The sequence below is a fragment of the Amnibacterium kyonggiense genome (assembly GCF_004364555.1).
In the GTDB taxonomy this organism is placed as follows: domain Bacteria; phylum Actinomycetota; class Actinomycetes; order Actinomycetales; family Microbacteriaceae; genus Amnibacterium; species Amnibacterium kyonggiense.
The window spans coordinates 419883-441537 of sequence record NZ_SOAM01000001.1 but is presented as its reverse complement, the minus strand read 5'-3'; the positions used below and the strand labels follow the sequence as shown (position 1 = coordinate 441537).

At 73.3% G+C, this 21655-nt stretch carries 21 protein-coding genes; 8 read left to right on the top strand and 13 right to left on the bottom strand.

What is annotated here, in order from left to right; genetic code table 11:
• Nucleotides 1–4: 4 nt before the first annotated feature.
• The gene (gene cls / locus CLV52_RS02330; RefSeq protein WP_133764481.1) at nucleotides 5–1471 is read right to left on the bottom strand and encodes a cardiolipin synthase; all 1467 of its coding nucleotides are present in this window, start codon (nucleotides 1469–1471) and stop codon (nucleotides 5–7) included.
• 59 nt (nucleotides 1472–1530) lie between these two features.
• Here cls and CLV52_RS02325 point away from each other — a divergent pair, with 59 nt between their 5' ends.
• Together CLV52_RS02325 and CLV52_RS02320 are read left to right on the top strand one after the other, a co-directional pair.
• Nucleotides 1531–2535 carry a DUF418 domain-containing protein gene (locus CLV52_RS02325; RefSeq protein ID WP_133764479.1) on the top strand — a complete coding sequence of 335 codons (1005 nt, stop codon included), beginning with the start codon at nucleotides 1531–1533 and terminating at the stop codon, nucleotides 2533–2535.
• Nucleotides 2536–2586: 51 nt separating this feature from the next.
• On the top strand, nucleotides 2587–3396 hold the full coding sequence (locus CLV52_RS02320; RefSeq protein WP_133764477.1) for an HAD-IIA family hydrolase: 810 nt from the start codon (nucleotides 2587–2589) through the stop codon (nucleotides 3394–3396).
• 7 nt (nucleotides 3397–3403) lie between these two features.
• Here CLV52_RS02320 and CLV52_RS02315 read toward each other — a convergent pair whose 3' ends face one another.
• From CLV52_RS02315 to CLV52_RS02305, 3 genes are all read right to left on the bottom strand, one after another.
• Nucleotides 3404–4372: an asparaginase gene (locus CLV52_RS02315; RefSeq protein ID WP_133764475.1), complete on the bottom strand. Its 969-nt coding sequence runs from the start codon at nucleotides 4370–4372 to the stop codon at nucleotides 3404–3406.
• Between the two features lie 16 nt (nucleotides 4373–4388).
• Nucleotides 4389–4937, bottom strand: coding sequence for an orotate phosphoribosyltransferase (gene pyrE / locus CLV52_RS02310; RefSeq protein WP_133764473.1), 549 nt, complete (start codon nucleotides 4935–4937; stop codon nucleotides 4389–4391).
• A 125-nt stretch (nucleotides 4938–5062) separates the two neighbouring features.
• Complete coding sequence (locus CLV52_RS02305) at nucleotides 5063–5905, bottom strand: alpha/beta hydrolase fold domain-containing protein (protein WP_133764471.1); 843 nt, start codon at nucleotides 5903–5905, stop codon at nucleotides 5063–5065.
• A gap of 56 nt (nucleotides 5906–5961) precedes the next feature.
• Between CLV52_RS02305 and CLV52_RS02300 the strand changes: the two genes are divergently transcribed.
• Both CLV52_RS02300 and CLV52_RS02295 read left to right on the top strand, forming a co-directional pair.
• Nucleotides 5962–6801, top strand: a complete 840-nt coding sequence (locus CLV52_RS02300; protein ID WP_133764469.1) for an exodeoxyribonuclease III — start codon at nucleotides 5962–5964, stop codon at nucleotides 6799–6801.
• The gene (locus CLV52_RS02295; protein WP_133764467.1) at nucleotides 6801–7304 is read left to right on the top strand and encodes a low molecular weight protein-tyrosine-phosphatase; all 504 of its coding nucleotides are present in this window, start codon (nucleotides 6801–6803) and stop codon (nucleotides 7302–7304) included. The genes CLV52_RS02300 and CLV52_RS02295 overlap by 1 nt, the downstream gene beginning before the upstream one ends.
• 46 nt (nucleotides 7305–7350) lie before the next feature.
• Here the strand turns inward: CLV52_RS02295 and CLV52_RS02290 are convergent, their stop codons facing one another.
• Together CLV52_RS02290 and CLV52_RS02285 are read right to left on the bottom strand one after the other, a co-directional pair.
• The gene (locus CLV52_RS02290) at nucleotides 7351–8346 is read right to left on the bottom strand and encodes a shikimate dehydrogenase (RefSeq protein ID WP_211342588.1); all 996 of its coding nucleotides are present in this window, start codon (nucleotides 8344–8346) and stop codon (nucleotides 7351–7353) included.
• Nucleotides 8347–8443: 97 nt separating this feature from the next.
• Nucleotides 8444–8932 (bottom strand): MarR family winged helix-turn-helix transcriptional regulator, encoded by a 489-nt coding sequence (locus tag CLV52_RS02285; RefSeq protein WP_133764464.1) that lies wholly within the window; start codon nucleotides 8930–8932, stop codon nucleotides 8444–8446.
• Between the two features lie 15 nt (nucleotides 8933–8947).
• On the opposite strand from CLV52_RS02285, the gene CLV52_RS02280 reads away from it, so the two are divergent.
• Nucleotides 8948–10924 (top strand): chloride channel protein, encoded by a 1977-nt coding sequence (locus tag CLV52_RS02280; protein WP_133764462.1) that lies wholly within the window; start codon nucleotides 8948–8950, stop codon nucleotides 10922–10924.
• Here CLV52_RS02280 and CLV52_RS02275 read toward each other — a convergent pair.
• The 7 genes from CLV52_RS02275 to CLV52_RS02245 all read right to left on the bottom strand — a co-directional run bounded on the left by CLV52_RS02275 (nucleotide 10914) and on the right by CLV52_RS02245 (nucleotide 19294).
• Complete coding sequence (locus CLV52_RS02275; protein WP_133764460.1) at nucleotides 10914–11840, bottom strand: AEC family transporter; 927 nt, start codon at nucleotides 11838–11840, stop codon at nucleotides 10914–10916. The two genes, CLV52_RS02280 and CLV52_RS02275, sit on opposite strands and share 11 nt — an antisense overlap.
• Nucleotides 11841–11915: 75 nt before the next feature.
• The gene (locus CLV52_RS02270) at nucleotides 11916–13886 is read right to left on the bottom strand and encodes a hypothetical protein (RefSeq protein ID WP_211342587.1); all 1971 of its coding nucleotides are present in this window, start codon (nucleotides 13884–13886) and stop codon (nucleotides 11916–11918) included.
• 90 nt (nucleotides 13887–13976) lie between these two features.
• On the bottom strand, nucleotides 13977–15059 hold the full coding sequence (locus CLV52_RS02265; RefSeq protein WP_211342586.1) for a glycoside hydrolase family 130 protein: 1083 nt from the start codon (nucleotides 15057–15059) through the stop codon (nucleotides 13977–13979).
• Nucleotides 15056–15973 carry a carbohydrate ABC transporter permease gene (locus CLV52_RS02260; protein ID WP_133764456.1) on the bottom strand — a complete coding sequence of 306 codons (918 nt, stop codon included), beginning with the start codon at nucleotides 15971–15973 and terminating at the stop codon, nucleotides 15056–15058. The genes CLV52_RS02265 and CLV52_RS02260 overlap by 4 nt, the downstream gene beginning before the upstream one ends.
• Nucleotides 15973–16944, bottom strand: a complete 972-nt coding sequence (locus CLV52_RS02255) for a carbohydrate ABC transporter permease (protein ID WP_425455653.1) — start codon at nucleotides 16942–16944, stop codon at nucleotides 15973–15975. Before CLV52_RS02255 ends, CLV52_RS02260 begins: the two co-directional genes overlap by 1 nt.
• On the bottom strand, nucleotides 16941–18239 hold the full coding sequence (locus tag CLV52_RS02250) for an extracellular solute-binding protein (protein WP_133764454.1): 1299 nt from the start codon (nucleotides 18237–18239) through the stop codon (nucleotides 16941–16943). Before CLV52_RS02250 ends, CLV52_RS02255 begins: the two co-directional genes overlap by 4 nt.
• The gene (locus CLV52_RS02245; RefSeq protein WP_246017905.1) at nucleotides 18239–19294 is read right to left on the bottom strand and encodes a LacI family DNA-binding transcriptional regulator; all 1056 of its coding nucleotides are present in this window, start codon (nucleotides 19292–19294) and stop codon (nucleotides 18239–18241) included. Before CLV52_RS02245 ends, CLV52_RS02250 begins: the two co-directional genes overlap by 1 nt.
• A 117-nt stretch (nucleotides 19295–19411) precedes the next feature.
• Here CLV52_RS02245 and CLV52_RS02240 point away from each other — a divergent pair, with 117 nt between their 5' ends.
• The 3 genes from CLV52_RS02240 to CLV52_RS02230 all read left to right on the top strand — a co-directional run bounded on the left by CLV52_RS02240 (nucleotide 19412) and on the right by CLV52_RS02230 (nucleotide 21651).
• Nucleotides 19412–19771, top strand: coding sequence for a hypothetical protein (locus tag CLV52_RS02240; RefSeq protein ID WP_133764450.1), 360 nt, complete (start codon nucleotides 19412–19414; stop codon nucleotides 19769–19771).
• Nucleotides 19772–19878: 107 nt separating this feature from the next.
• Nucleotides 19879–21243, top strand: a complete 1365-nt coding sequence (locus CLV52_RS02235) for a DUF6421 family protein (protein ID WP_425455652.1) — start codon at nucleotides 19879–19881, stop codon at nucleotides 21241–21243.
• 162 nt (nucleotides 21244–21405) lie between these two features.
• The gene (locus tag CLV52_RS02230; protein WP_133764445.1) at nucleotides 21406–21651 is read left to right on the top strand and encodes a hypothetical protein; all 246 of its coding nucleotides are present in this window, start codon (nucleotides 21406–21408) and stop codon (nucleotides 21649–21651) included.
• Nucleotides 21652–21655: the final 4 nt, after the last annotated feature.

Genomic DNA, 21655 nt, shown 5'->3' with positions numbered 1-21655 from the left:
CGGCCTACTGCACCGCGGAGGTGAGCCGGGCGATCCCGTCGACGAACGCGTGGAAGCGGCTGCGCCCCTGCCACGCCTCGAGCGTCAGCTCCTTGGACTTCGACCGGTACTCGTCCTCCACCGCCCGCAGCTCGTCGGTGAACGAGCGGCCCGACACGAGCATCATCAGCTCGAGGTCGAGCTGGAACGAACGGATGTCCATGTTCGAGGAGCCGACCACCGACACGAGGTCGTCGACCGTCATGTGCTTCGCGTGCAGGATCGTCGGCGCCGCGTACTCGTAGATGCGGACCCCCGCGAGCAGCAGCTCCGTGTAGTACGAGTGCTGCGCGTGGAAGACGAAGAACTGGTCGCCGATCTCGCCGACGAACAGCTCGACCGCCACCCCGCGCCGCGCAGCCGTCTCGATGGCGGCGAGGAGTGACTCGTCGGGCACGAAGTAGGGGCTCGTGATCGACACCCGGTGCTGCGCGGCGTAGAGGAGCGAGTTGAACAGCGCGAGGTTGTTCTCCGACTCGAACGCGGGGCCGGAGGGCGCGATCTGCGCGAGCAGGGTCGTCGGGTCGTCGTCGTCCGCGACCGCGTCCATCGCAGTGCTGCCGGGGATGCGGTCGGTCTCGCTGAACCAGTCGGTCGCGAACAGCGCCTCGATCTCCTGCACGATCGGGCCGTGCACCCGGGCGAGGATGTCGCGCCACTGCAGACCGCGCCGACGGTTGCCCCACTTCTCGTAGCTCGGATCGATGATGTTCAGCGAGCCGACGAACGCGACGCGCCCGTCGACGATCATGAGCTTGCGGTGGTTGCGGAGGTCCGGCCGCTGCCAGCGGCCCCGCAGCGGCTGCACCGGGAGCATGAGGTGCCACTCCGCGCCGATCCGGGTCAGCTCCCGCTTCGCCCGCCGGAAGCCGGGGTACTGGAACGACCCGAGGTGGTCGACGAGGACCCGCACCTCCACGTCGCGGCCGACCGCGCGCTCCAGCGCCGCGAAGAAGGGCCGCGTGGTGTCGTCGAGGGCGAGGACGTAGAACTCGACGTGGAGGAACCGCTCGGCCGAGTCGATCGCCTCCACCAGGGCGGCGAGCTGCTCGTCGAAGTGCGGCAGCAGCTCCGCGGTGTTGCCGTCGATGAGCGGCATGGCGCCCATCTCCCGGTTGAGCCTGGCGATGGGCGCGAGCCACGAGGGCGCCCCGTGGCTGTCGGTCACGTGCTCGACGGTCCGGGCCCGGGCCTCGATCCGCTCGTTCATCGTCCGCTGCTTGTCGCGACGGGCCCGCGGCAGCTTCGACGAACCGATCAGCGCGAACAGCAGCAGGCCGACCAGCGGCAGCACGACGATGAGGATGATCCAGGCGAGCGCCGACGACGGACGCCGGTTGATCGGCGCGACGGCGACCGCCACCACGAGCAGCACGACCTCGATCACGATGAGCACTGCGGTGGGGATCGCTCCGGAGATCCAATCCAGCACACTGCATTCTCCCGGCTGCGACCGCCCGGCGGCGACCGCCCGCCCCCTAGCCTCGACCGATGGGCGTGCGGTTCGCGGGGGTCGACGCCGCGCGGGGCCTCGCGATCCTCGGGATGCTCTGGGCGCACACGGCCGCCGACGGCACCCGGCAGTCCCTCGCGGACGGTCGCTCCGCCGTGCTGTTCGCGACCCTCGCGGGGGTCTCGATCGGGCTGATCACCGGCGGCGACCGGCCCCGGGAGGGTCGCGACCGGGTCGCCGCACTCCTCTCCGTCGCCCTGCGCGGTGTCGTGCTCGTCGCCCTCGGCCTGCTGCTCTGGACGCTCGGCACGCCGATCGCCGTCGTGCTCGACACCTACGGCGTGCTCTTCCTGCTGCTCCTCCCGCTCGTGTTCGCCCCCCTGCCGGTGGTGGCGGGCATCGGCGCGGTCGCGGCCCTCGGCGGCCCGCTCCTCGTCGCCGCCGTCGGACCCGACCTCGACACCCCCTTCACCCCGCAGCGCCTCGCGCACCTCCCCGCGGAGTGGACCGTGACCGGGTACTACCCGGCCGTCGTCTACGCCGCCTACTGCTGCGCCGGTCTGGTCGCGGCGCGGGCCGGGCTCGGCCGCCGCCGCGTCCTCGTCTCGATGATCTGCGCAGGCGCGGCGACGAGCCTGCTCGGCTACGGCGGGGCGGCCCTGACGGGGCTCGACGCGTCCGCCCACTCGGACACCACGGCGGAGGTGCTCGGCGCGGGCGGCCTCGCCGTCGCGGTCGTCGGAACGCTGGAGCTGCTCTGCTCCGCCGCGGCGACCGGTCGGATCGCGCGGATCGTGCTCGCACCCCTGAGCGCCGCCGGGCGGATGCCGCTGACGATCTACACGGGTCAGCTGCTCGTGCTCGCGGTCTGGCTGACGACGCCGGCGGCGGGCGACCCGCCCTGGATCGAGTCGTGGACGCTGCTGGCCGGGCTCATCGCCGGCTCGCTGCTCTTCGCGGTCGTCTGGCAACGCTTCGTGGGGCGGGGCCCGATGGAGGGCGTCCTCGCCCGGGTCTCCGCGGTGCGCCTCGCGCGCGGCTGACCTCCGTCCGGGGCGTCGCACGCGGAAGCCCCGCTCCCTACGCTTGGCCCCATGGCAGGAACCCGCGCGGACGTCGACTGCTGGCTGACCGACATGGACGGGGTGCTCGTCCACGAGAACCAGGCGATCCGCGGCGCGGCCGAGCTGATCCAGCAGTGGACCGACCAGGGCAAGCCGTTCCTCGTGCTGACGAACAACTCGATCTTCACGCCGCGCGACCTCGCCGCGCGGCTCCGCGCGTCGGGCCTGTCCGTGCCGGAGGAGTCGATCTGGACGTCGGCGCTCGCGACCGCGGACTTCCTCGCCTCCCAGATCCCGGGCGGCAGCGCCTTCGTCATCGGCGAGGCCGGGCTCACGACCGCGCTGCACGAGGCGGGCTACATCCTCACCGACACCGCGCCCGACTACGTCGTCGTCGGGGAGACGCGGAACTACTCGTTCGAGGCGATCACGAAGGCGATCCGCCTGATCGGCGCCGGCGCGCGCTTCATCGTCACGAACCCCGACGCGACCGGCCCGTCGAACGAGGGGCCGCTGCCCGCGACCGGCGCGGTCGCCGCGCTGATCGAGCGCGCGACCGGCAAGACGCCCTACGTCGTCGGCAAGCCGAACCCGATGATGTTCCGGTCCGCGATGAACCGCATCGGCGCGCACAGCGAGAACACCGCGATGATCGGCGACCGCATGGACACGGACGTGGTCGCGGGCATCGAGGCGGGCCTGCACACGATCCTCGTGATGACCGGCATCAGCGACCGGGCCGAGATCGACCGGTACCCGTTCCGGCCGGACGAGGTGCTCGCCTCCGTCGCGGACCTCCTCGACCCGGAGCCGGTCCCGACCGTCGGCCCCGAGGACTAGGGCCCGCTCAGACCAGGACGCGGAGGCGGCCGACCTCGGCGCCGCCGCCGAGCACCGCCAGCGAGCGGTCCGCGAGGAACGCGTCGGCGGCCTCCCCGTCGATCGCACCGGCCGCCGCGAGGAGGGCGACGCCGACCGCGGCGGTCGCGCGCTCCGCGCCGTCGAGGGCCTTCACCGCGACCGCGGTGCCGTCCGGCGCGACCGCGCACCAGACGCCCTCGGCGCCGATCTTCGCGACGACGTCGAGCGTCCCGATCGCCCTCGTGGTCGGCGTGCCCGTGCCGTCGATCAGCACCGGGTCGGCACGGATGGCGGCGGCGAGCGCCGGGTGCGCGGAGAACAGCGCCGCGTACCCGCGAGCCAGCGCCACGAGCGGCACCGCCCACACCGGTCCCCCGCACCCGTCCGTGCCGGGGTGCTGCGGTCGGGCGCCCGTGTACTCGTGGACGACCTCCGCGGCGAGGGCGTGGACGCGGTTCGTCGGGTCGAGGTAGGACTCGACGGGGACGCCGAGCGCCAGCGCGGCGCCGATCATCCCGGCGTGGTTGCCGGAGCAGTTCATCGCGATCCGCGTCGGACCGAGGCCGGCGCGGACGAGGTCGGCGGCGGCCGACCGGGAGGACGGCCACGCGGACGGGGTGCGCAGGTCCTCCTCACCGGCGCCGACCCGCTCGAGCACCGCTCGCACGGCGGCGATGTGCCGGGGCTCGCCGTGGTGGCTGGCGGTGACGATCACGAGGCCGGGCGCGTCCAGCTCGACCCCGGCGCGCAGGGCGGCGACCGTCTGGAACGGCTTCAGCGCGCTCCGCGGGTAGACGAGCGCGTCCCGGTCGCCGTGCGCGGCGAGGACGGACCCGTCGGGCGCGACGACGACCGCGGCGCCGATGTGCTGCGACTCGGGGAAGCCGCTCCGCTCGACGACCGCGAGCGGGACGGATCGTGCCGCGTCCAGCGCGGAACCGCTCGGCGGGCTCATGCCGACAGCGGCATGCTCAGGCGAGCCCGAGGTCGGCGAGGTCGAGCGCCGCGAGGTAGCGGTACCCGGCCTGCTCGATGACCTCCCGCGCACCCGTGCTGCGGTCGACGACCACGGCGACTGCGGCGATCTCCGCGCCCGCCTTCTCCAGCGCCTCGATGGCCTTGAGCGGCGAGCCGCCGGTGGTCGAGGTGTCCTCGACCACGATCACGCGCTTGCCGGAGACCTCCGGTCCCTCGACCTGGCGGCCGCGGCCGTGGTCCTTCGGCTCCTTGCGGACGACGAACGCGTCGATCGCGAGGCCGCGGGCGGCGCCCTGGTGGAGGATCGACGTCGCGATCGGGTCCGCGCCCATGGTCAGGCCGCCGACGGCCGCCACGTCGGGCACGTCGGCGATCAGATCGAGCATCACCTGACCGATCAGCGGGGCGACCCGGTGGTCGAGGCTCACCTTGCGGAGGTCGACGTAGAACGCCGCCTTCTGACCGGAGGTGAGGGTGAAGTCGCCGTGGAAGACGGCGTCCGAGCTGATGTGCTCGATGAGCTGATCGCGGGCGCTGGGCACGGTCCCCCATCGTAGGCAGCGCGGGCCGGGCTCGCGGATCCGCAGTTCCAGGGCGACACGCCGCCCGCAGCGGGAGGCGCGCGGCGTGTCGTCCGAGATCTGCGGATCGGCGGAAGAACTCCGGATCAGCGGAGGGCGTCGACGAAGGCGCGGAGCGCGGGCCGCGCCTCCGGGATCGGCAGCAGCGGCCAGTTGTGCAGCAGGCCGCTGCCGACGAGCACCCGGACGGGCGAGGGGCAGCGCTCCTCAAGGCGCAGGGCGTCGCGGTGCAGCACGTCGCGGGTGCCCGAGGCGACGACGATCGGCCCGAGCCCGTGCAGGTCGCCGAGCAGCGGGCTGACGAACGGGTGCTCGACCGGGAGGTCGCCGCGGTAGAGGTCGGCCGCGTGCCGAAGCCCCGGCGCGGCGAGCCACGGGTCGCGGGGCGTCCTCCAGGGCGCGGGCACGGCGCCGTCGAGCCACGGCGCGCTGAGCAGGAGCGGCGGGCGCAGCCCGTCGGCCGCGAGGAGCTGCGCGGCGGCGAGCGCCATCCCGCCGCCCGCGGAGTCGCCGACGAGCGCGACGGGCCCTGCGCCCGCCAGTTCCCGGACGATCCGCGCGACGTGCGGCACGGTCTCGGCCGCCGTGCCCTCGGGCGCGAGGCGGTAGAGCGGCGCGACGACCTCCCGGCCGCTGGCCACCGCGAGCGCCCGCCAGAACGTCCAGTGCTGCGGCTCCGGCCCGAACACGTACCCGCCGCCGTGCAGGGTGACGATCGCGCCCTCGGCCCGCGGCGGCACGAGGCGCACGAGCGGCCAGCCGTCGTCCTCCGCGACCGCGACGGCCACGCCGCGCGTCGGGGCGGGAGGGCGTGCGGGCCAGGGGTCGCGCCGCGCGATCGCCGCGTCCACGGCCTCCGCCGACCGCCAGGTCCGCCCGCGCCCGGTGGCCGCGATGAACGCGCGCACCGCCCCGTGCCGCACGCTCATCCGTCCGCCCCTCCGTCGCGGCAGCTCTCCGCGTTCGATGGGTAGCGTTGCATCCCGTGCGGATCGCCACCTGGAACGTCAACTCGATCCGGGCCAGGGTCGGCCGGGTCACGGACTGGCTGCAGCGCGCGGACGTCGACGTCCTCGGCATGCAGGAGATCAAGTGCCGGGACGACCAGTTCCCCCACGAGGCCTTCGAGGCGGCGGGCTACGAGGTCGTGACCCACGGCCTGTCCCAGTGGAACGGGGTCGCGTTCGCGAGCCGGATCGGCCTCGACGACGTGCAGCTCGACTTCCCCGGCATGCCCGGGTTCGGCAAGACGCTCGCGGACGGGTCGCTGCCGCTCGAGGCGCGCGCCATGGCCGTCACGGTCGGGGACGGGGTCCGGCTCTGGAGCCTCTACGTCCCGAACGGCCGCGAGCTCGACAACCCGCACTACCCGTACAAGCTCGCGTGGCTCGGCACGCTCGCGGACGTGGCGGCCGGCTGGCTGGAGGAGCACGAGGGCGAGCCGATGGCGCTCATGGGCGACTGGAACATCGCCCCGCTCGACGCGGACGTGTGGGACCGGTCCGTGTTCGAGGGCGCGACGCACGTCTCGCCCCCGGAGCGCGCCGCCTTCCAGCGGTTCGAGGGGCTCGGGTTCGCCGACGTCGTCCGCCCGCTCGTCCCGACCGGGTACACGTACTGGGACTACAAGCAGCTGCGGTTCCCGCGCAACGAGGGGATGCGGATCGACTTCGTGCTCGGCTCCCCCGCCTTCCAGGAGCTCGTGACGGGCGCCTCGATCGAGCGGAACGAGCGCAAGGGCGACGCACCGAGCGACCACGTGCCCGTCGTCGTCGACCTCGACGCCGACTCCCCGCTCGACGACGACCGGCCGATGATCTTCTGATGCCTGCGCCGTTCCGGATCATGACCGTCTGCACCGGCAACATCTGCCGGTCGCCCATGGCGGAGGCCGTCCTGCGCGCGCGCTTCGACGCGGCCGGCCTCGGCGACCGCGTCGTCGTCGACTCCGGCGGCACCTCGTCGGAGGAGCTCGGCAACCCCGTCGACCCGCGCGCGGCCCGGGTGCTGCAGGACGCGGGCTACGCGGTGCCGGACGGCACGGCGCACCAGGTGACGCCGCAGGACATCGGGGAGCACGACCTCCTGCTGCCGATGACGGTCCGGCATGCGAACCACCTGCGCCGCCAGGCGCGGACGGCCGACGATGCCGCGAAGGTCCGCATGTACCGCTCGTTCGACCCGGAGTCCTGCGTTGCGCCCGAGCGCGACCTCGACATCGACGACCCCTGGTACGGCGACGACGCCGGCTTCGTGGCGACGCTGCGGCAGATCGAGGCGGCGGCGGACGCGATCGTCGAGCACGTCCGGGGCCGGCTCCCCCGCTGAGCCGTCCGGCGGCGCTGCGGGCGCGGCGGTCAGCGCGGCGCGGCGGTCAGCGCGCGGCGCGGGCCAGGTCGCTGAGGCGGTCGAAGTCCGGCCCGGAGGTCGGCACGTCGACCCCGAAGACCTCCTTCACGGCCTGCAGCCAGCCGTGCACGAAGTACGTCCAGCCGTCCTCGGCGCGGACGCCGCGGTCCTCGGTCTGCCGGATGGCGGTCTCGAGGAAGCGGAGGTCCCCCCGGTAGTTGAGGTCCCAGGCGATCGCGTCGCGCGGCAGGAGGGCGTCCTGCCCGATCGGCGAGCCGGGCAGGTCCTTGCCGAGGCCCGTCGCGTTCACGACGAGCGAGCCGGCCGGCTGCGCCGCGAGCACGGCATCGGTCTGGTCGGTCGAGCGCACCCGCACGAGCTCGAGCGGGACGTCGGGCCCGACGGTGCGGGCGATCTCGGCGAGGTGCTCGAGCCGGTCGCCGTCCGTGTCGGTGACGACGAGCGCCGACGGGCGCTCCTGCCCGCGCTCCTCCCGGACGAGGCACCAGGCGAGGGCCGTGCCGGCACCGCCGGCACCGAGCACGACTGCGGGCGCTCCGGTGGTGCTCCAGTGGTCTGCCGGCACGATCGCGTCGAGCGCCAGCGCGCCCGCGACCGGGTCCTTCGCGAAGCCGTGCAGTCCGTCGTCCTGCTTGGTGACGCAGCTCACCTCGCCCATCAGCGTCGCGAGCGGGCGCAGCTCGGTGAAGAGGTCGCGCGCAGCCGTCCCGACGGCGATCTTGTGGCTCGTGATCTGCATGCCGAGCCCGAGGTCGTCGCCCCCGAGGAACTCCACGATGCGCCGCGTGTCCGCCGACGGCGCGCCGACCGGCAGGTCGATGCCGCGCAGCACCGCGCCGTCGAGGCCGAGCTCGGCGGCCCAGGCGGGGAAGACCCGCTGGATCGACGACGAGCCGGTCGAGACGCCGAGGAAGTACAGCGTCGGGCGCTCGGCCGGGACGAGCGTGTCCGCCGTCAGCACCTGGAGCGGGCCGACGGCAGAGGTGTCGAGAGCGGTCATGGTTCCTCCGTACGACCGCCAACCGGTCGGTCCGTCAGGGTATGCCGCCGACGAGTGCAGTCAGTGAACTCACATGTCAAGGGGGTTGCGCGACGACTCAGAGCCCCAGCAGCCGCAGATCGGCCGGCTGCGGCTCGCGCGTCGCCACCGCGAGCACGCGGAACGCACGGCCGAGGTCGGCCCGATCCGCCTCCGGGACGCGCTCCAGGACCTCCGCGAGGAGCGCGCGACGCCGCGCCGCGACCCCGGCGACGAGCTCGCGCGCCTCGTCGGACGCGGTGAGCCGGACCGCGCGGCGATCGCCGGCGTCTCGATCGCGCCGCACCCATCCGGCGGACACGAGGCGATCGACCGCTCGGGACACCGTGGACGACGCGACGCCGAGGTCCTGCGCCAGATCGCGGCCGGACCGCCCGTCGGCCGTCGTGAGGATCGTCAGGATCCGGAACTGCTGCAGCGTGACCCGGTCGAGCGCGTCGCCCATCGACTGCGCGACGAGCCCGAGGAGGGCTCGCGAACCGGTCAGGAGCGCGTCGAGGACCTCTGCGTCCGACTTCGACGATGCGTCCCCGATCGATGCATGCATACACTGATTGTACTCATGCACACACCATTGGCCTCCGCAGCCCCTTCCCGGACCACCCGCCGCACGGTCGGCTCCCCGGGCGCGCACCGGCGGTTCGTCGGCGCTCTCCGCTCGACGCGCTTCGGGCTGCTCGCGCTCGCCGTCGTGATCGGCGCGGGCGCGGGGCTCGGCGCCGTCGTCTTCCGCCTCCTCGTCGAGGGCATCACCTGGGCGTTCACGGGCAGCACCGCGTTCGGCCAGCAGGGCCGGGTCGGCAGCGCGCACCTCCCCTGGCTGGGCCTCGCCTTCCTCGTCCTCGCGCCCGTCGTCGGCGGTCTCCTGTACGGCCCGCTCGTGCACCGCTTCGCCCCCGAGGCGCGCGGGCACGGCGTGCCCGAGGTGATGGTGGCGGTCGCCGAGCGCGGGGGCAGGATCCGGCCGCAGGTCGCCCTGGTGAAGGCGCTCGCCTCCGCGATCACGATCGGATCCGGCGGCTCCGTCGGTCGCGAGGGCCCGATCGTCCAGATCGGCTCCGCGCTCGCCTCCGGCTTCGGGCAGTGGATCCGCATGCCCGAGCACCGGCTGCGCGTGCTCGTCGCGTGCGGCGCGGGCGGCGGCATCGCCGCGACCTTCAACGCGCCGATCACGGGCGTGTTCTTCGGGGCCGAGATCATCCTCCGCGAGCTCTCCGCCGAGTCGCTCTTCGCACTCATGGTGTCCGCGATGGTCGCGGACGCCGTGGCCATCCCGTTCCTCGGCGACCGGCCGTTCCTCGAGGACTTCCCGGTGCACGCCGCGATCACGGCGCCGCAGGACTACCTCCTCGTCGCCCTGCTCGCGGTCGTCGCGGCGTTCCTCGGCCAGGGCTTCTCGAAGCTGCTCTACCTGATCGAGGACGTCTGCGACCGGCTGTGGCGAGGGCGTCCCGAGTGGGCCCGGCCCGCGGTCGGCGGTGTGCTCGTCGGCCTCCTCCTCCTCGCGCTGCCGCAGCTGTACGGCGTCGGCTACCCGGTCATGTTCGCGGCGCTCGACGGTCGCTACGCCCTCGGCTTCCTCCTCCTGCTGCTCGTGGGCAAGATGCTCGCCACGAGCCTCACGCTCGGGGTCGGCGGCTCCGGCGGCGTCTTCGCGCCCTCCCTCTTCGTGGGGCTGATGGCGGGGACGGCGTTCGGCATGGTCGTCACCCACGTCCTCGGTCCCGTGGCCGGGTCTCCCGTGCTCTACGCCGCGATGGGCATGGCCGGGGTGTTCAGCTCGTCGACCCGGGCACCGCTGACCGCGCTGGCGAGCATCGTCGAGATGACCGGGGCCTTCGGGCTGGCCCTGCCCGTCATGCTCACGGTCGGGATCGCCACCGCCGTCTCCCGGGAGCTCGGCTACGGCACGATCTACACGACGAAGCTCCTCCGTCGCGGGCAGGACCTCGAGCGGACGGCGCCCTGGGCCGCCTTCCTGCGGCTCACGGCGGGCACCACGATGCACCCCTTCGGACGGGCGCTCCCGGCTGCGCCCGCCGGATCGGAGCCGGACCTGTCGGCGCTCGGCGCCGTCGTGAGCCGTGCTCGGCCGCAGGCCGTGTTCGAGGACGAGCCGATCGCGGAGGCCCTCCGGAACCTGGACGGCTCCGGTCGTGACGGGCTGCCGGTCGTCGCGACCGACGGCGGCGCCGTGACGGGCTGGTTGACCACGGGGAGCGTGCTCGGCGCGGTGCGCCGCTCCCTCGCCGCCGAGCGGGATCAGGCGGAGGCCGCGTCCGACGTCCCCGACCCCCTGCCCGACTTCGACGTCGTCGAGCTGCGCGTGGCGCCGGGCTCCGCGGCGGACGGCCGCGTCGCGGTCGACGTCGCCTGGCCGGACGGAGCGGTGCCGGTCGCCGTCGAGCGCGCCGGCACGGATCGCGCGCTCGACCCCCGGTCGCGGGTCGGGGCCGGCGACGTCGTGCAGCTCCTCGTCCGCCGGGCAGCGCCCGCGCCGGTCGCGGAGCCGTCCGCCGAGGACGCGGTCACGGCGTGAGCAGGAGGGAGACGACGAGCAGCACCGGCACGGCCGCGACCGTGGTGATGAGTCCCGCGTCTCTGGCAATCGGCACGCCCGTCCCGTAGCGGCTCGCGAAGTTGAGGACGTTCTGCGCGGTCGGCAGCCCCGCGAGCACGACCGACGCGTGCAGCTGCTCGGGGGGCATCCGCAGCACCAGGCCGCCGACGACGAAGGCGAGCGCCGGCATGCCGACCGACTTCAGCGCCGCGGCCAGCAGCACGTCGGCCCGCCCCTCCCCCGCGACGAGCGGGCGCGCGCCGAAGAGCGACAGCCCGAACGCGGTGAGCATGAGCGGCACGGACGCGCCCCCGAGGAGCTTGAGCGGCTCGAGGACCGGCGCGGGCAGCCGGACGCCGGTCACGGCGACGACGGTGCCGAGCAGCGAGGCGATGATGAGCGGGTTCCGGAGCGACGTCAGCACGGTGCCGGCGACGCTGCGGCGCCCCTCGTGCGTCGCCGCGTCGAGCAGGAGGAGCCCGGTCGGGGCGAAGACCATGAGCTGCAGCAGGATGATCGGCGCCGTGTAGGCGGCGTTCCCGAGCAGGTAGACGGCGACGGGCAGGCCGATGTTGTTGCCGTTGACGTACCCGGAGCTCATCGCGCCGACGACGAGCGGTCCGAGGCTGCGCCTCCACAGGAGGCGGGCGACGAGGACGTAGATCGCGGCGACGCCGATCGCGGACACCGCGGCGACGAGCAGGATCGGCGAGAACAGGACCGCCGTGTCGGCGGTCGCGATCACGGTGAACAGCAGGCAGGGCGCCGCGACGAAGAAGACGTACCGGTTGAGCACGGCCTGGGCACCCGGCCCGAGCACGTCGAAGCGGCCGAGGACGTAGCCGACGAGCACGATCGCGCCGATGACGGCGAACCCCTCCAGCACGCCGACCACGGGCCCATTCTCCCGGGCGCGCGCAGGTGTTCCCGGATCCGGTGGGTCAGCGGATCCGGGAACGCCCTCGGCGGGTCAGCGGACGACCGCGAAGCCGCCCTTCGGGAGCGCGACCCGGCCGCTGCGCGCGGTCACGACGCCGGCGGGGGTCCCGTCGCCGCGGTACCGCTCGACGCGGGCGCCCCGGTCGACCGCGGCGGTGCCGCCGCGGCCCGAGTCGACGAGGAGGAGAGGTCCACCGTCGAAGGCCACCCGCTGCACCTCGGGCCGGACGAGCAGCGCGTCGATCCGCACCGCGCCGGCGATCGCCCGGACGGTGAGCGCGTCGCCGTGCACGGTGCCGATCGTCTGCGCCGCGAGGGCGCCGGAGGTCGGCGAGATCCCCTGCGCGTCCACGGTCGAGGTGAGGCTCCGCCGGACGCCGCCCCCGGTCCAGCGCGAGACCGGCGCCGTCGCGGTGCCGCGCTCGACCTGCTGCACGACGGCCTCGACCTCGTGCGCGCCCGTGCCGAGGTGGAACGTCGCCGTCCGCCCCTTCCGGAGCAGCAGGCCCTTCCCGCTCCAGGCGGACTCCGCCGTGGAGGCCGGATCCGGGGTGAACACGGTTCCGGTCGTCGCGGCGTCCTCCGCCTCGACGACGCGGAGCCCGTCCCGGGCGCCGAGCCCGTGGATCGCGGTCGCCGCCCGGGCGACCGACGGGTGCGCGTCGAGCGCGAGCATGGTGAGCAGGCCGTGGATCGTGCTCTCGGCGCCGCTGTTGCGGTTGACGGTCCCGTCCGCCTGCACGCCGTCGAAGGTGACGCCGGTGGCCGGGTCGTAGACCGGGGAGCCGCTCGCGTTCGCGCCGAAGAACCAGGCGGCCTGCAGCGCGGCGAGCGCCCGGACGCCGCGGGAGCCGGTGCGGTCCGACACGGCGAGGAGGCCCTGGACGCGCGAGTCGACGCCGTACGCGATCTGGGTCCGGTCGCTCGGCGTCGGCCCGAGCAGGTTGTCGGCGCCGCCCGCGGCGAGCAGGTCGGGCTCGAACCCGGCCGTGTCGCGGACCGCGGAGCGCAGCAGTGCCGGGCGGTGCAGCGCGGAGCAGGCCGCGGCGAGCGCCGCGCTCATCTGCGAGGCCCAGGCGTGCCAACTCGTCCGCGATGCGGCGGACGGCAGGATCGCACCGTACGGCCAGGACGCGGTCTGCGGCGTGGTCGCCGCGAGCCGGTCGATCTGCCCTGCGAGCGACGCGAGCGCGCGCCGCGGAGCGACGTCCTTCGGCGCGGCCTTCGCGTACGCGGCGAGGCCCAGCACGGCCTCGGCGCTCGCGCCCGCGTCGTCGACGATCAGCCGCCCGGGGACGCGGACGCCGTCCGCGACCGCCGTCGCGGCGCCGGTGCGCAGCGTCTCGCGATCGAGGGCGCGGACCGCGAGGCGGAGGCGCTGCTGCAGGAACCGGGCGAAGCCGGGGTCGCTGTGCCGGAACGCGGCGTAGCCCTCCCCGTACGCCCAGATCGTGCGGGCGAGCCAGTAGCTCGGCCCGGAGTCGCTCGGGTCGGGCAGCTCGACCGGGTCGGCGCTCGGGTTCAGCGCGCCGTCGGGCTGCATCCACAGCACCGGGTTCCCGGCGTGCGGGCCGGTGGTGGTCTGGAAGAACGCCAGCCCGCGCAGGACGGCCTCCGCGTGCTCCCGGCTCGCCGCGGAGCCGGTCTGCCGCCAGTCGCGCACGTACACGACGGCGGTGCGGGCGACGTCGTCGGTGTTGAAGGCGCCCTGCCCGTACGTGTCGGTCGCGGCGTCGTAGGTGCCGCCGCCGACCCGCGTGTAGGAGCCGTCGTCGTTCCGGTCCGCGTACGTCCACGGCAGCTCGACGGGGGCGGATCCGTAGGTCGAGTGCCCCGCGGTCGCGGGCGGCCGGACCTCCTGCAGGAGGAAGTCGAGGTGGGCGGTGTTCGTCAGCCGGGCCGCCGCCGGAGCGGTGACGGGCGCCGCCTCGGCGGGCGCGGCGACGAGCGCCGTGGCGAGCAGGGCGCCGGCCGCGACGTACGCGGACAGATGCTTCAACACGCATGAACTCCTTCGTTCGGTGCAGACCTGTTCACGGATACGGAGATCCGGCTGACCGGATCTCCGTATCCGTGAACAGACGGGGGCGGGTCAGGCCTTGACGAGGCGGGCGGCGCCGATCTTCGTGTCGGCCATGCCGTAGAAGACGAACGGCTGCCCGTCGATCTCCTCGATCGCCGTCGGGAACACGACGTTCGGCACGATGCCGGTCTTCTCCCACTCCGTCTCCGCCGTGAGCACGGGGACCGGGGTGCGGGCGAGGACGCGGGAGGGGTCGTCGCCGTCGAGCAGCATCATCCCGGCCGCGTAGTTCACGTGCTTCTGCTGCGCGAACGCGTTGTCGATCCGCCCGGTCACGCCGTGGTGCAGCAGCAGCCATCCCTCCGGCACCCGGTACGGCGCGGGTCCGCCGCCGATCTTCAGCTCCTCGAACGGGAACTCGGGGCCGGCGAGGAAGCGGTTGCGCGTCCAGCGCGTCAGCAGCGAGAGGTCGCGGGCGACGTCCTCCACCGGCACGTAGCCGATCCAGATGCTCTCGCGGGCGTCGGGCAGCCCGGCCGGCACCTGCGGCGCCTCCCCCGGCACCGTCTCCCCCACGTTCCACATCGGCCGGTGCAGCACCGCGAAGCAGCGCACGCCGTCCGGCGAGGTGACGGCCTCCGGGAAGAAGACGGTGTCCTTGTTGAAGACGAGGCCGAGATCGGCGTCCTGCTCGTCGTCGTAGGCGAACGTGACCGGGCCGAGGCGGCGCCACGACCGGAGGTCCTCCGACACCGCGATCGCGGTGCGCGGCCCGAGCGGGCCGTAGGCGACGTAGGTCATGACGTGCAGCCCGAGCTCGTCGATCCGGGTGATCCGCGGGTCCTCGACGCCGGCGTGCGTGGCGCCGCGCTCCCACTGCCGGTCCGGCTCGAGCACGATCCCCTGCCGCTCGACGCCGACGGGCACCCCGTCCTCGACGAGCACGCGGGCGAGCCCGACGCGGGAGACGTTGCCCGCCGCGACGACGCGCGGCAGCAGGTACAGCTCGCCGTCGGGCCCCCGCCCCGAGCCGGGGTTGAGCACCCCCTCGAACTCGAGGTCGTTGCCGGGCTCCGGCTCCATCACGAGGCCGACGCGCTCGAGGCGGTAGCCGACGTCGGTGCGGGTGGAGGAGGTGGTCATGGAGGTCATCCCTTCACGCCCGAGCCGAGGTCGCTCGAGACGAAGTAGCGCTGGAACACGATGAACAGGACGACGACGGGCACGGCGAGCACGAGCGCGCCGGCGGTGACCGCGCCGAACGGGTTGGCGGTCGACGAGGCGACCGAGGTGATGTAGTTCGCGAGGGAGACGGCCAGCGGCTGCCGGTCGGCCTGCTTCGTGATGAGGAACGGCCAGAGGAACTCGTTCCACGGACCGATGAAGGTGAGCAGCACGCCCGTCACGAGCGCCGGCCGCACCAGCGGGATGGCGACGCTCCAGAGCAGCCGCAGCTCCCGCGCCCCGTCGATCCGCGCCGCCTCGAACAGCTCGCGCGGCACCTGCAGGAAGTACTGCCGGAACAGGATGACGGCGGTCGAGTTGATCGCGAACGGCAGGATCATGCCGAGCACGTTGTCCGCGAGGCCGTAGTTCCGCGCGACGAGCACGTACAGCGGGATCTGCAGCAGCTGGAACGGGATCACCTGCACCAGCAGCACGATCGCGAACGTCGCGCCCCTCCCTCGCCACTCGAGCACCGCGAGCGCGTACCCGACCAGCACGCCGAACACGAGTGTGCAGAGCAGCACCCCGCCGGTGAAGAGCCCGGAGTTGAGCAGGCCGGACAGCAGGCTGATCCGGCTGTTCACCGCGGCGAAGTTGTCGAGCGTCAGGTTCGTCGGGTCGGGGATCAGCCCGGCCAGGGTCTGGTCCGGCTTCTTCTGGAGCGAGCCGATGACCATGTAGTAGAAGGGGAACAGGAAGGCCACGGCGCCGATGCCGAGGACCACCCCGCGGAGCACGGACTGCGTCCGTGTCCACCCCTTCGAGCGCCGCCCGGCCGGGCGGTTCGTCGTGCGCGCGCCGTCGGCGGGCGCGGCCTCCTGGGCCTGCTGGATCGTCATCAGTCCCTCCCTCCGGCGAACCGGTTCTGCAGCCACGCGATGATCAGGACGCCGATGACGAGCACGATGCCGATCGCGCTCGCGACGTCCGGGAGCCCCTGCTCCACGCCGAGCTGGTACATCAGGTAGACGGGCGTGTTCGACGCCCCGTTCGGGCCGCCGCCGGTCAGCAGGTACGGCTCGGTGAAGAGGTTCGCGCCCGTCACGGTCGACACGAGCAGCACGAGGAGCGTCGCCGGCCGGACGCCCGGCACGGTGACGGACCAGAACTGGCGAAGCGCGCCGGCGCCGTCGGTGGAGGCCTGCTCGTAGAGCTCCTTCGGCACGTTCTGCAGCGCCGCGAGGTACAGCAGGATGTAGAACCCGAGCTGCTTCCACGTCACGTAGATCGCGATGACGGGCATCGCGAGCGACTGGTTCACCAGCCACGACGGGTTCGGCGCGAGCGGCCCCAGGGTGCTGTTGACCAGCCCGTCGCCGCCGAAGAGGAACAGCCAGACGCCCACGAGCGCCACCGATGCCGTGATGTACGGCACGTAGAAGCTGATCCGCAGGAAGACCCGCAGGTGGATCACCCGGTTCAGGGCCGCCGCGAGCAGCAGCGACAGCACCACGGTGAGCGGCACGTTGATCAGCAGGAAGATCCCGACGTTGCCGAACGACTGGATCACCTGCGCGTTCGTGAACGCGTAGACGAAGTTCGCGAACCCGACGAACGGGTACGACGTCGTCGCGCCGGGAGCGGCGAAGTAGAAGTCGTGGAACGCGATCCAGACCGCGTAGACGATCGGGGAGGCGAAGACCGCCAGGACGAACACGAGGTACGGGGTGCTGAACAGGAGCCCGAGCGGGTTCCGGCCGAGGATCCGGTGCCGGAGGCGGTCGTTCGGGTTCTGCCGGTCGATCCTCTCGACCGGCGTGGGCGCGGCGGGTGACGCCACCGCCGTCGCGGGAGCCTGTCGAAGGGTCACGGCTGCGCCTCCAGGGTGTCGATGGTCGCCGCGGCGTCGTCGAGCGCCTGGGCCGGGTTCTTGCCGCCGAAGATGACGGACGACGTCCACTCGTTGCGGAAGGTCTGCATCTCCTGCACGGTGTTCGGGCCGGCGGGCACCTCCACGGTCCGGGTCGCCAGCGACCCGAACAGCGCGTATTGCGGGTGCTTCGCGAAGTAGTCCGCGTAGGTGCTCGCGAGGTCGGGCCGGATGGGCATCTGCCCCGTGAGATCCAGGAACTTCGCGTCCTGCTCGCTGCTCGTCGCGTACTTCAGCAGCTCCCACGCCGTGCCCTTGTGCGGGCAGGCGGTGTACATGCCGATGTTCTTCGCGTCGCTGAACGTGTGGATCTCGTCGGTGGGCGTCCCGTTCGGCGTCGGCACCGGGACGGCGCCCCAGTCGACGTCCTTGTAGTAGCTGACCGCCCACGGGCCGACGATCGCCATCGCCGCGTACCCGTCGGCGAAGGCGTCGCCCTGGTACTGCTCGGGGCTCGACAGCCCCTCCTTGTAGAGGGTCCGCCAGAAGTTCGCGACCTCGTCGCCGGTCTTGTCGTTGAAGGTGGCCTTGCCGTCCCGGATCAGCGGCGTCCCGCCGCTCGCAGCGACGTACAGCGGGTAGAAGTCCGTGTCCATCTGGAAGAACTCGCTCGTCGGCGCGGGCTGGATGGCGACCTTCGACGCCCCGGACTTCACGACCTTCCGCGCCGCGGCGAGGAAACCGGCGTAGGTGCCGAGGCCCGGGTCCTTCGTGTCGATCCCGGCCTTCGCGAAGAGCTTCTTGTTGTAGAAGATCACGACCGGGTTCGACTTCCAGGGCAGCTGGTAGTAGTCCCCGTCGACGCTCGAGCGGTACTGCTTCGCCAGGTCACCGCTGCGGCCCTCGATGTAGGAGTTCCCGTCGGGGAACTTCGAGAGGTCGACGAGGCCGCCCTGCTTCTCGAACTGCCCGGCCGCGAACGGCGCCGTGTTGAGCACGAGGCAGGGGGCGTTGCCGGCGGTGATCGAGGCGCTGATGACGGACTCGCTCGTCCGGCCGGCGGGGATCTCCTGCGCGGTGACCTTCTGGTCCGGGTGGTCCCGGTTCCAGGAGGCGACCATCTGCTTGCCCCAGGCCACCTCCTGCTCGTTGTTCGAGTACCAGATCGTGATCGGCCCCTTCGAGGTGAGGCTCGGATTCGCGACGTTCCCCTGCCCGCAGGCCGTGAGGCCGACGGCGAGGGCGGTCGCGACGGCGGCAGCGGCGATGCTGCGCACCCGTCGAGAGCGGTGCATCAGGTGGTCCTTTCCTGGTCCTGGTCCTGCGCGCGGGTGGTGCGCGGGACGACGCCGGTGGAGTCGCGGACGACGAGCCGCGCGGGCTCGAGGTCGCGGTCCTCGACCCGTTCACCGGCGAGCAGGTCGAGGAGGGCTTCGGCGGCCGCCGCACCCCAGCGGGCGGGGCCGGTGCTCACGGTGGTGAGCGAGGGGACGGTCCACTGCGCGATCTCGGCGTCGTCGAACCCGCACACGGCGATGTCCTCGGGTACGCCGAGCCCGTGGCCGCGGATCACGCTGATCCCGGCGGCGGCCGCGACGTCGTTGCCGTAGACGACGGCCGTCGGGCGCTCCCCCGCGGCGAGCAGGTCCGACGTCGCGCGCGCGGCCGCGAGGGGCGTGAAGTCGGTCTCGACGACCGCGACGGGCTCGAGCCCCGCGGCCGCGAGCGCCGCGCGGAACGCGTCCGCGCGCCGGGCCCCGTGCACGAGGTCGCGCGGGCCGGCGACCATCGCGATCCGCCGGTGCCCCAGGGTCAGGAGGTGCCGGGCCGTCTCGGCGACGCCCTTGGCGTCGTCGACGCTCACCGCGGGGAAGCGCGGGTCGCCGGTGCGGCCGAGCGTGACCGCCGGCAGGCCGAGCTCGGCGAGCAGGGGCAGGCGCGGGTCGGCCGGCCGGAGGTCGCCGACGATGACGCCGTCCACGCGGCGGTCGGCGACGAGGGCCCGGTAGTGCGCCTCCTCGTCCCGGTCCCGGTCGAGCACGCTCAGCGTCAGGGTGCGGCCCGCGGCGACGAGGACGCGCTCGGCGCCCGCGAGGAACGGCGGGTAGAAGGGGTCGGCGGCGACCAGGTCGGCGTCGCGCGCCAGGACGAGGCCCACGGAGTAGGCGAGCCGCGTCGACAGCGACCGGCCCTGCACGCTGGGCCGGAACCCGAGTTCGTCCGCCGCGGCGAGGATGCGGCGCTTCGTCGCGGGGGCGACGCCCGGCCGGTCGTTCAGCGCGAACGACACCAGGCCCTTGCTCACGCCCGCGGCGCGGGCGACGTCGGCGATCGTCGGCTTCCCGCCCATCATCGCCTCCCGTCGTCGCTGAACCGGTTTAGGTCCACCCTGGCACACAGCTGCCCCGAGGTCGCGCGGTCCAGAGCTGATTCCCAGGTGCGACCGTGCAGGCCGTACCGTTGCGGGATGACGACCGCGTCTGGCGCACCGCCCGTGCGGCGGACGTGGGACGTGGTCCTCTCGATCGCACTCCTGGTCGTCCTCGTCGCGCTCGCCGCCGTCCTCGGGTTCGCGGGCGCGTTCCTCGTGATGGCGAGCGACTCCTGCGGCGCCTCGGGCACCTGTCGCACGGAGGTCCTCAGCGCGGGCGTCTTCATCGCGATGCTCGGCCCGGCGGCGGTGGCCGTCGTCGCGATCGCCTCGGTCGTCGAGCGGCTGATTCGCGCGCGGCTCGCCTTCTGGCCTCCGCTCGTCGGGATCGGCACCGCGGTCCTCGTGTGGATCGGCGGCGCCGCGCTGACGTTCTCCGCCGTCACGCCCGCCTGATCGGCCGCGCGCGCAACGAAGCTGCGTGAACGGCACGTTCTTGCACGTCCCGCGCATCGAACGGTCGCCCCACGCGTCGTACCGTCGACGGGGAACGAAGGAGGCGCATGATGTCGCTGCTCGAGTCGACCCGTCCGGCGGTCACCGCCGAGACCCCGTCGTGGCTGCGCCTGAAGGCCGCGGTCACCGGCTTCCGCGAGCTGCAGCGGAAGGACGGCGCCCTCGCGGAGGGCGCGGACACCGCGCTGGCCGCGCGGCTGATGACGGAGATCCGGGAGCACGTCCGCGCACTCGCGCCGACCTTCCCGCACGACACCGCCTATTTCACCGCGCTCGATGCCGACCTCGGGGCGTGGGCCGCCGGCGGCTTCGACGTGCCCGACTTCCGCACCTCGCTCGCCGCGTTCAACCCGCAGCGCGATCGGGTCGACGGCCTCCGCCACCTCGTGCTGTTCCCGATGACGACGCAGAACGGCTCGCCGGACCGGCTGCTCGAGGCGCTGCTCGTCGACGTCATCTGGCCGGACTTCATCGACGCGCTCGAGCGGGAGTCCTACCCGAACGCGCTCTTCGTCTCCCTGCGGTTCGTCGACTTCACCGCCGGCTACGACACCGACTCCGCGGTCCTGTTCCCCGAGACCGTCGCCATGAAGGAGCTCATCCCCTTCACGTGGGGCGCGATCTTCCAGGACCGGGAGGCGGCGCGGTTCCGCCGCGTGGTCGCCGCTGCGGCCGAGATCACGAAGCTCGAGCTGCCGGAGGGCGCGCAGCGCCTGCTCGACGACCAGGAGCTCACCGAGCGCGCGTTCGTGCTGTGGGACCTGATCCACGACCGGACGCACATGCGCGGCGACCTGCCGTTCGACCCGTTCATGATCAAGCAGCGCATGCCGTTCTTCCTCTACTCGCTGGAGGAGCTGCGCTGCGACCTGACCGCCTTCCGCGAGGCGGTCCGGCTCGTCCGGGCCGCGGAGACCGACGCCGTCACACGGGATCATGCGCAGCTGGCGCAGTACACGATCCTGTTCGACCGGATCTTCCGCTTCCCGCTCACCGGTTCGCGGGTGCGCAACTACGACGGCCTCGGTGGCCAGCTGCTGTTCGCCTGGCTGCACCAGCACCACGTGCTGCACTGGACGGACACCAGTCTCGCCATCGACTGGGAGCAGCTGCCCGACACGGTCGTCGCACTGTCCGACGCGATCAACGAGCTGTACTGGCGCTCGATCGACCGCCCGAAGACCGCGCACTGGCTGGCGGCGTACGAGCTCGTGCGGGCGACCGTCGAGCCGAACCCGGCGTCGCGCTGGGCGCGCGGCCTCCCGGACGAGGTCCTCGCCGGGGCGCCGAAGGGCTACACGGACGCCGTGCTCGACGACGAGTTCCCGCTGTCGATGTTCTACGAGGCGCTCGGCAAGAAGCTCCGCCCGACGATCGAGTCGACCGCGGGCATCACCGCCGCGACCGCCTGACCCCTCCGCGGTTTCCGCTCGGTGGTCGAGCCGGGCGCTCCGCGCCCGCGTCGAAACCACGCCGAGTGCGGAACGGCTCGAGACGACCCCGGAGTCCCTCGCGCCCGGGAACTCCGGGGTCGCCCCTGGTGCGGCACCGGCGATCGTCGCCATGCTGCAGTCGTGACGACTGCGACCGATGCGCCGCCGCGCGAGACGACGCCGGTCTGGGACGCGCTCATCGGCGTGGTCTTCCCCGGCCTCCTCCTCTCCCTGGTCTACGACCTCGCCGGGACCTGGTCGATGAGCCAGACGTTCGGCGGCGAGGGGGACAGCGGCTGGGTCGACTTCGACGGCCACCCGATCGACCACCCGCCGATTCTCGGGAATGCGACCCTGACCGTGGCCCCGGAGGTCGAAGCGGGCTGACGGC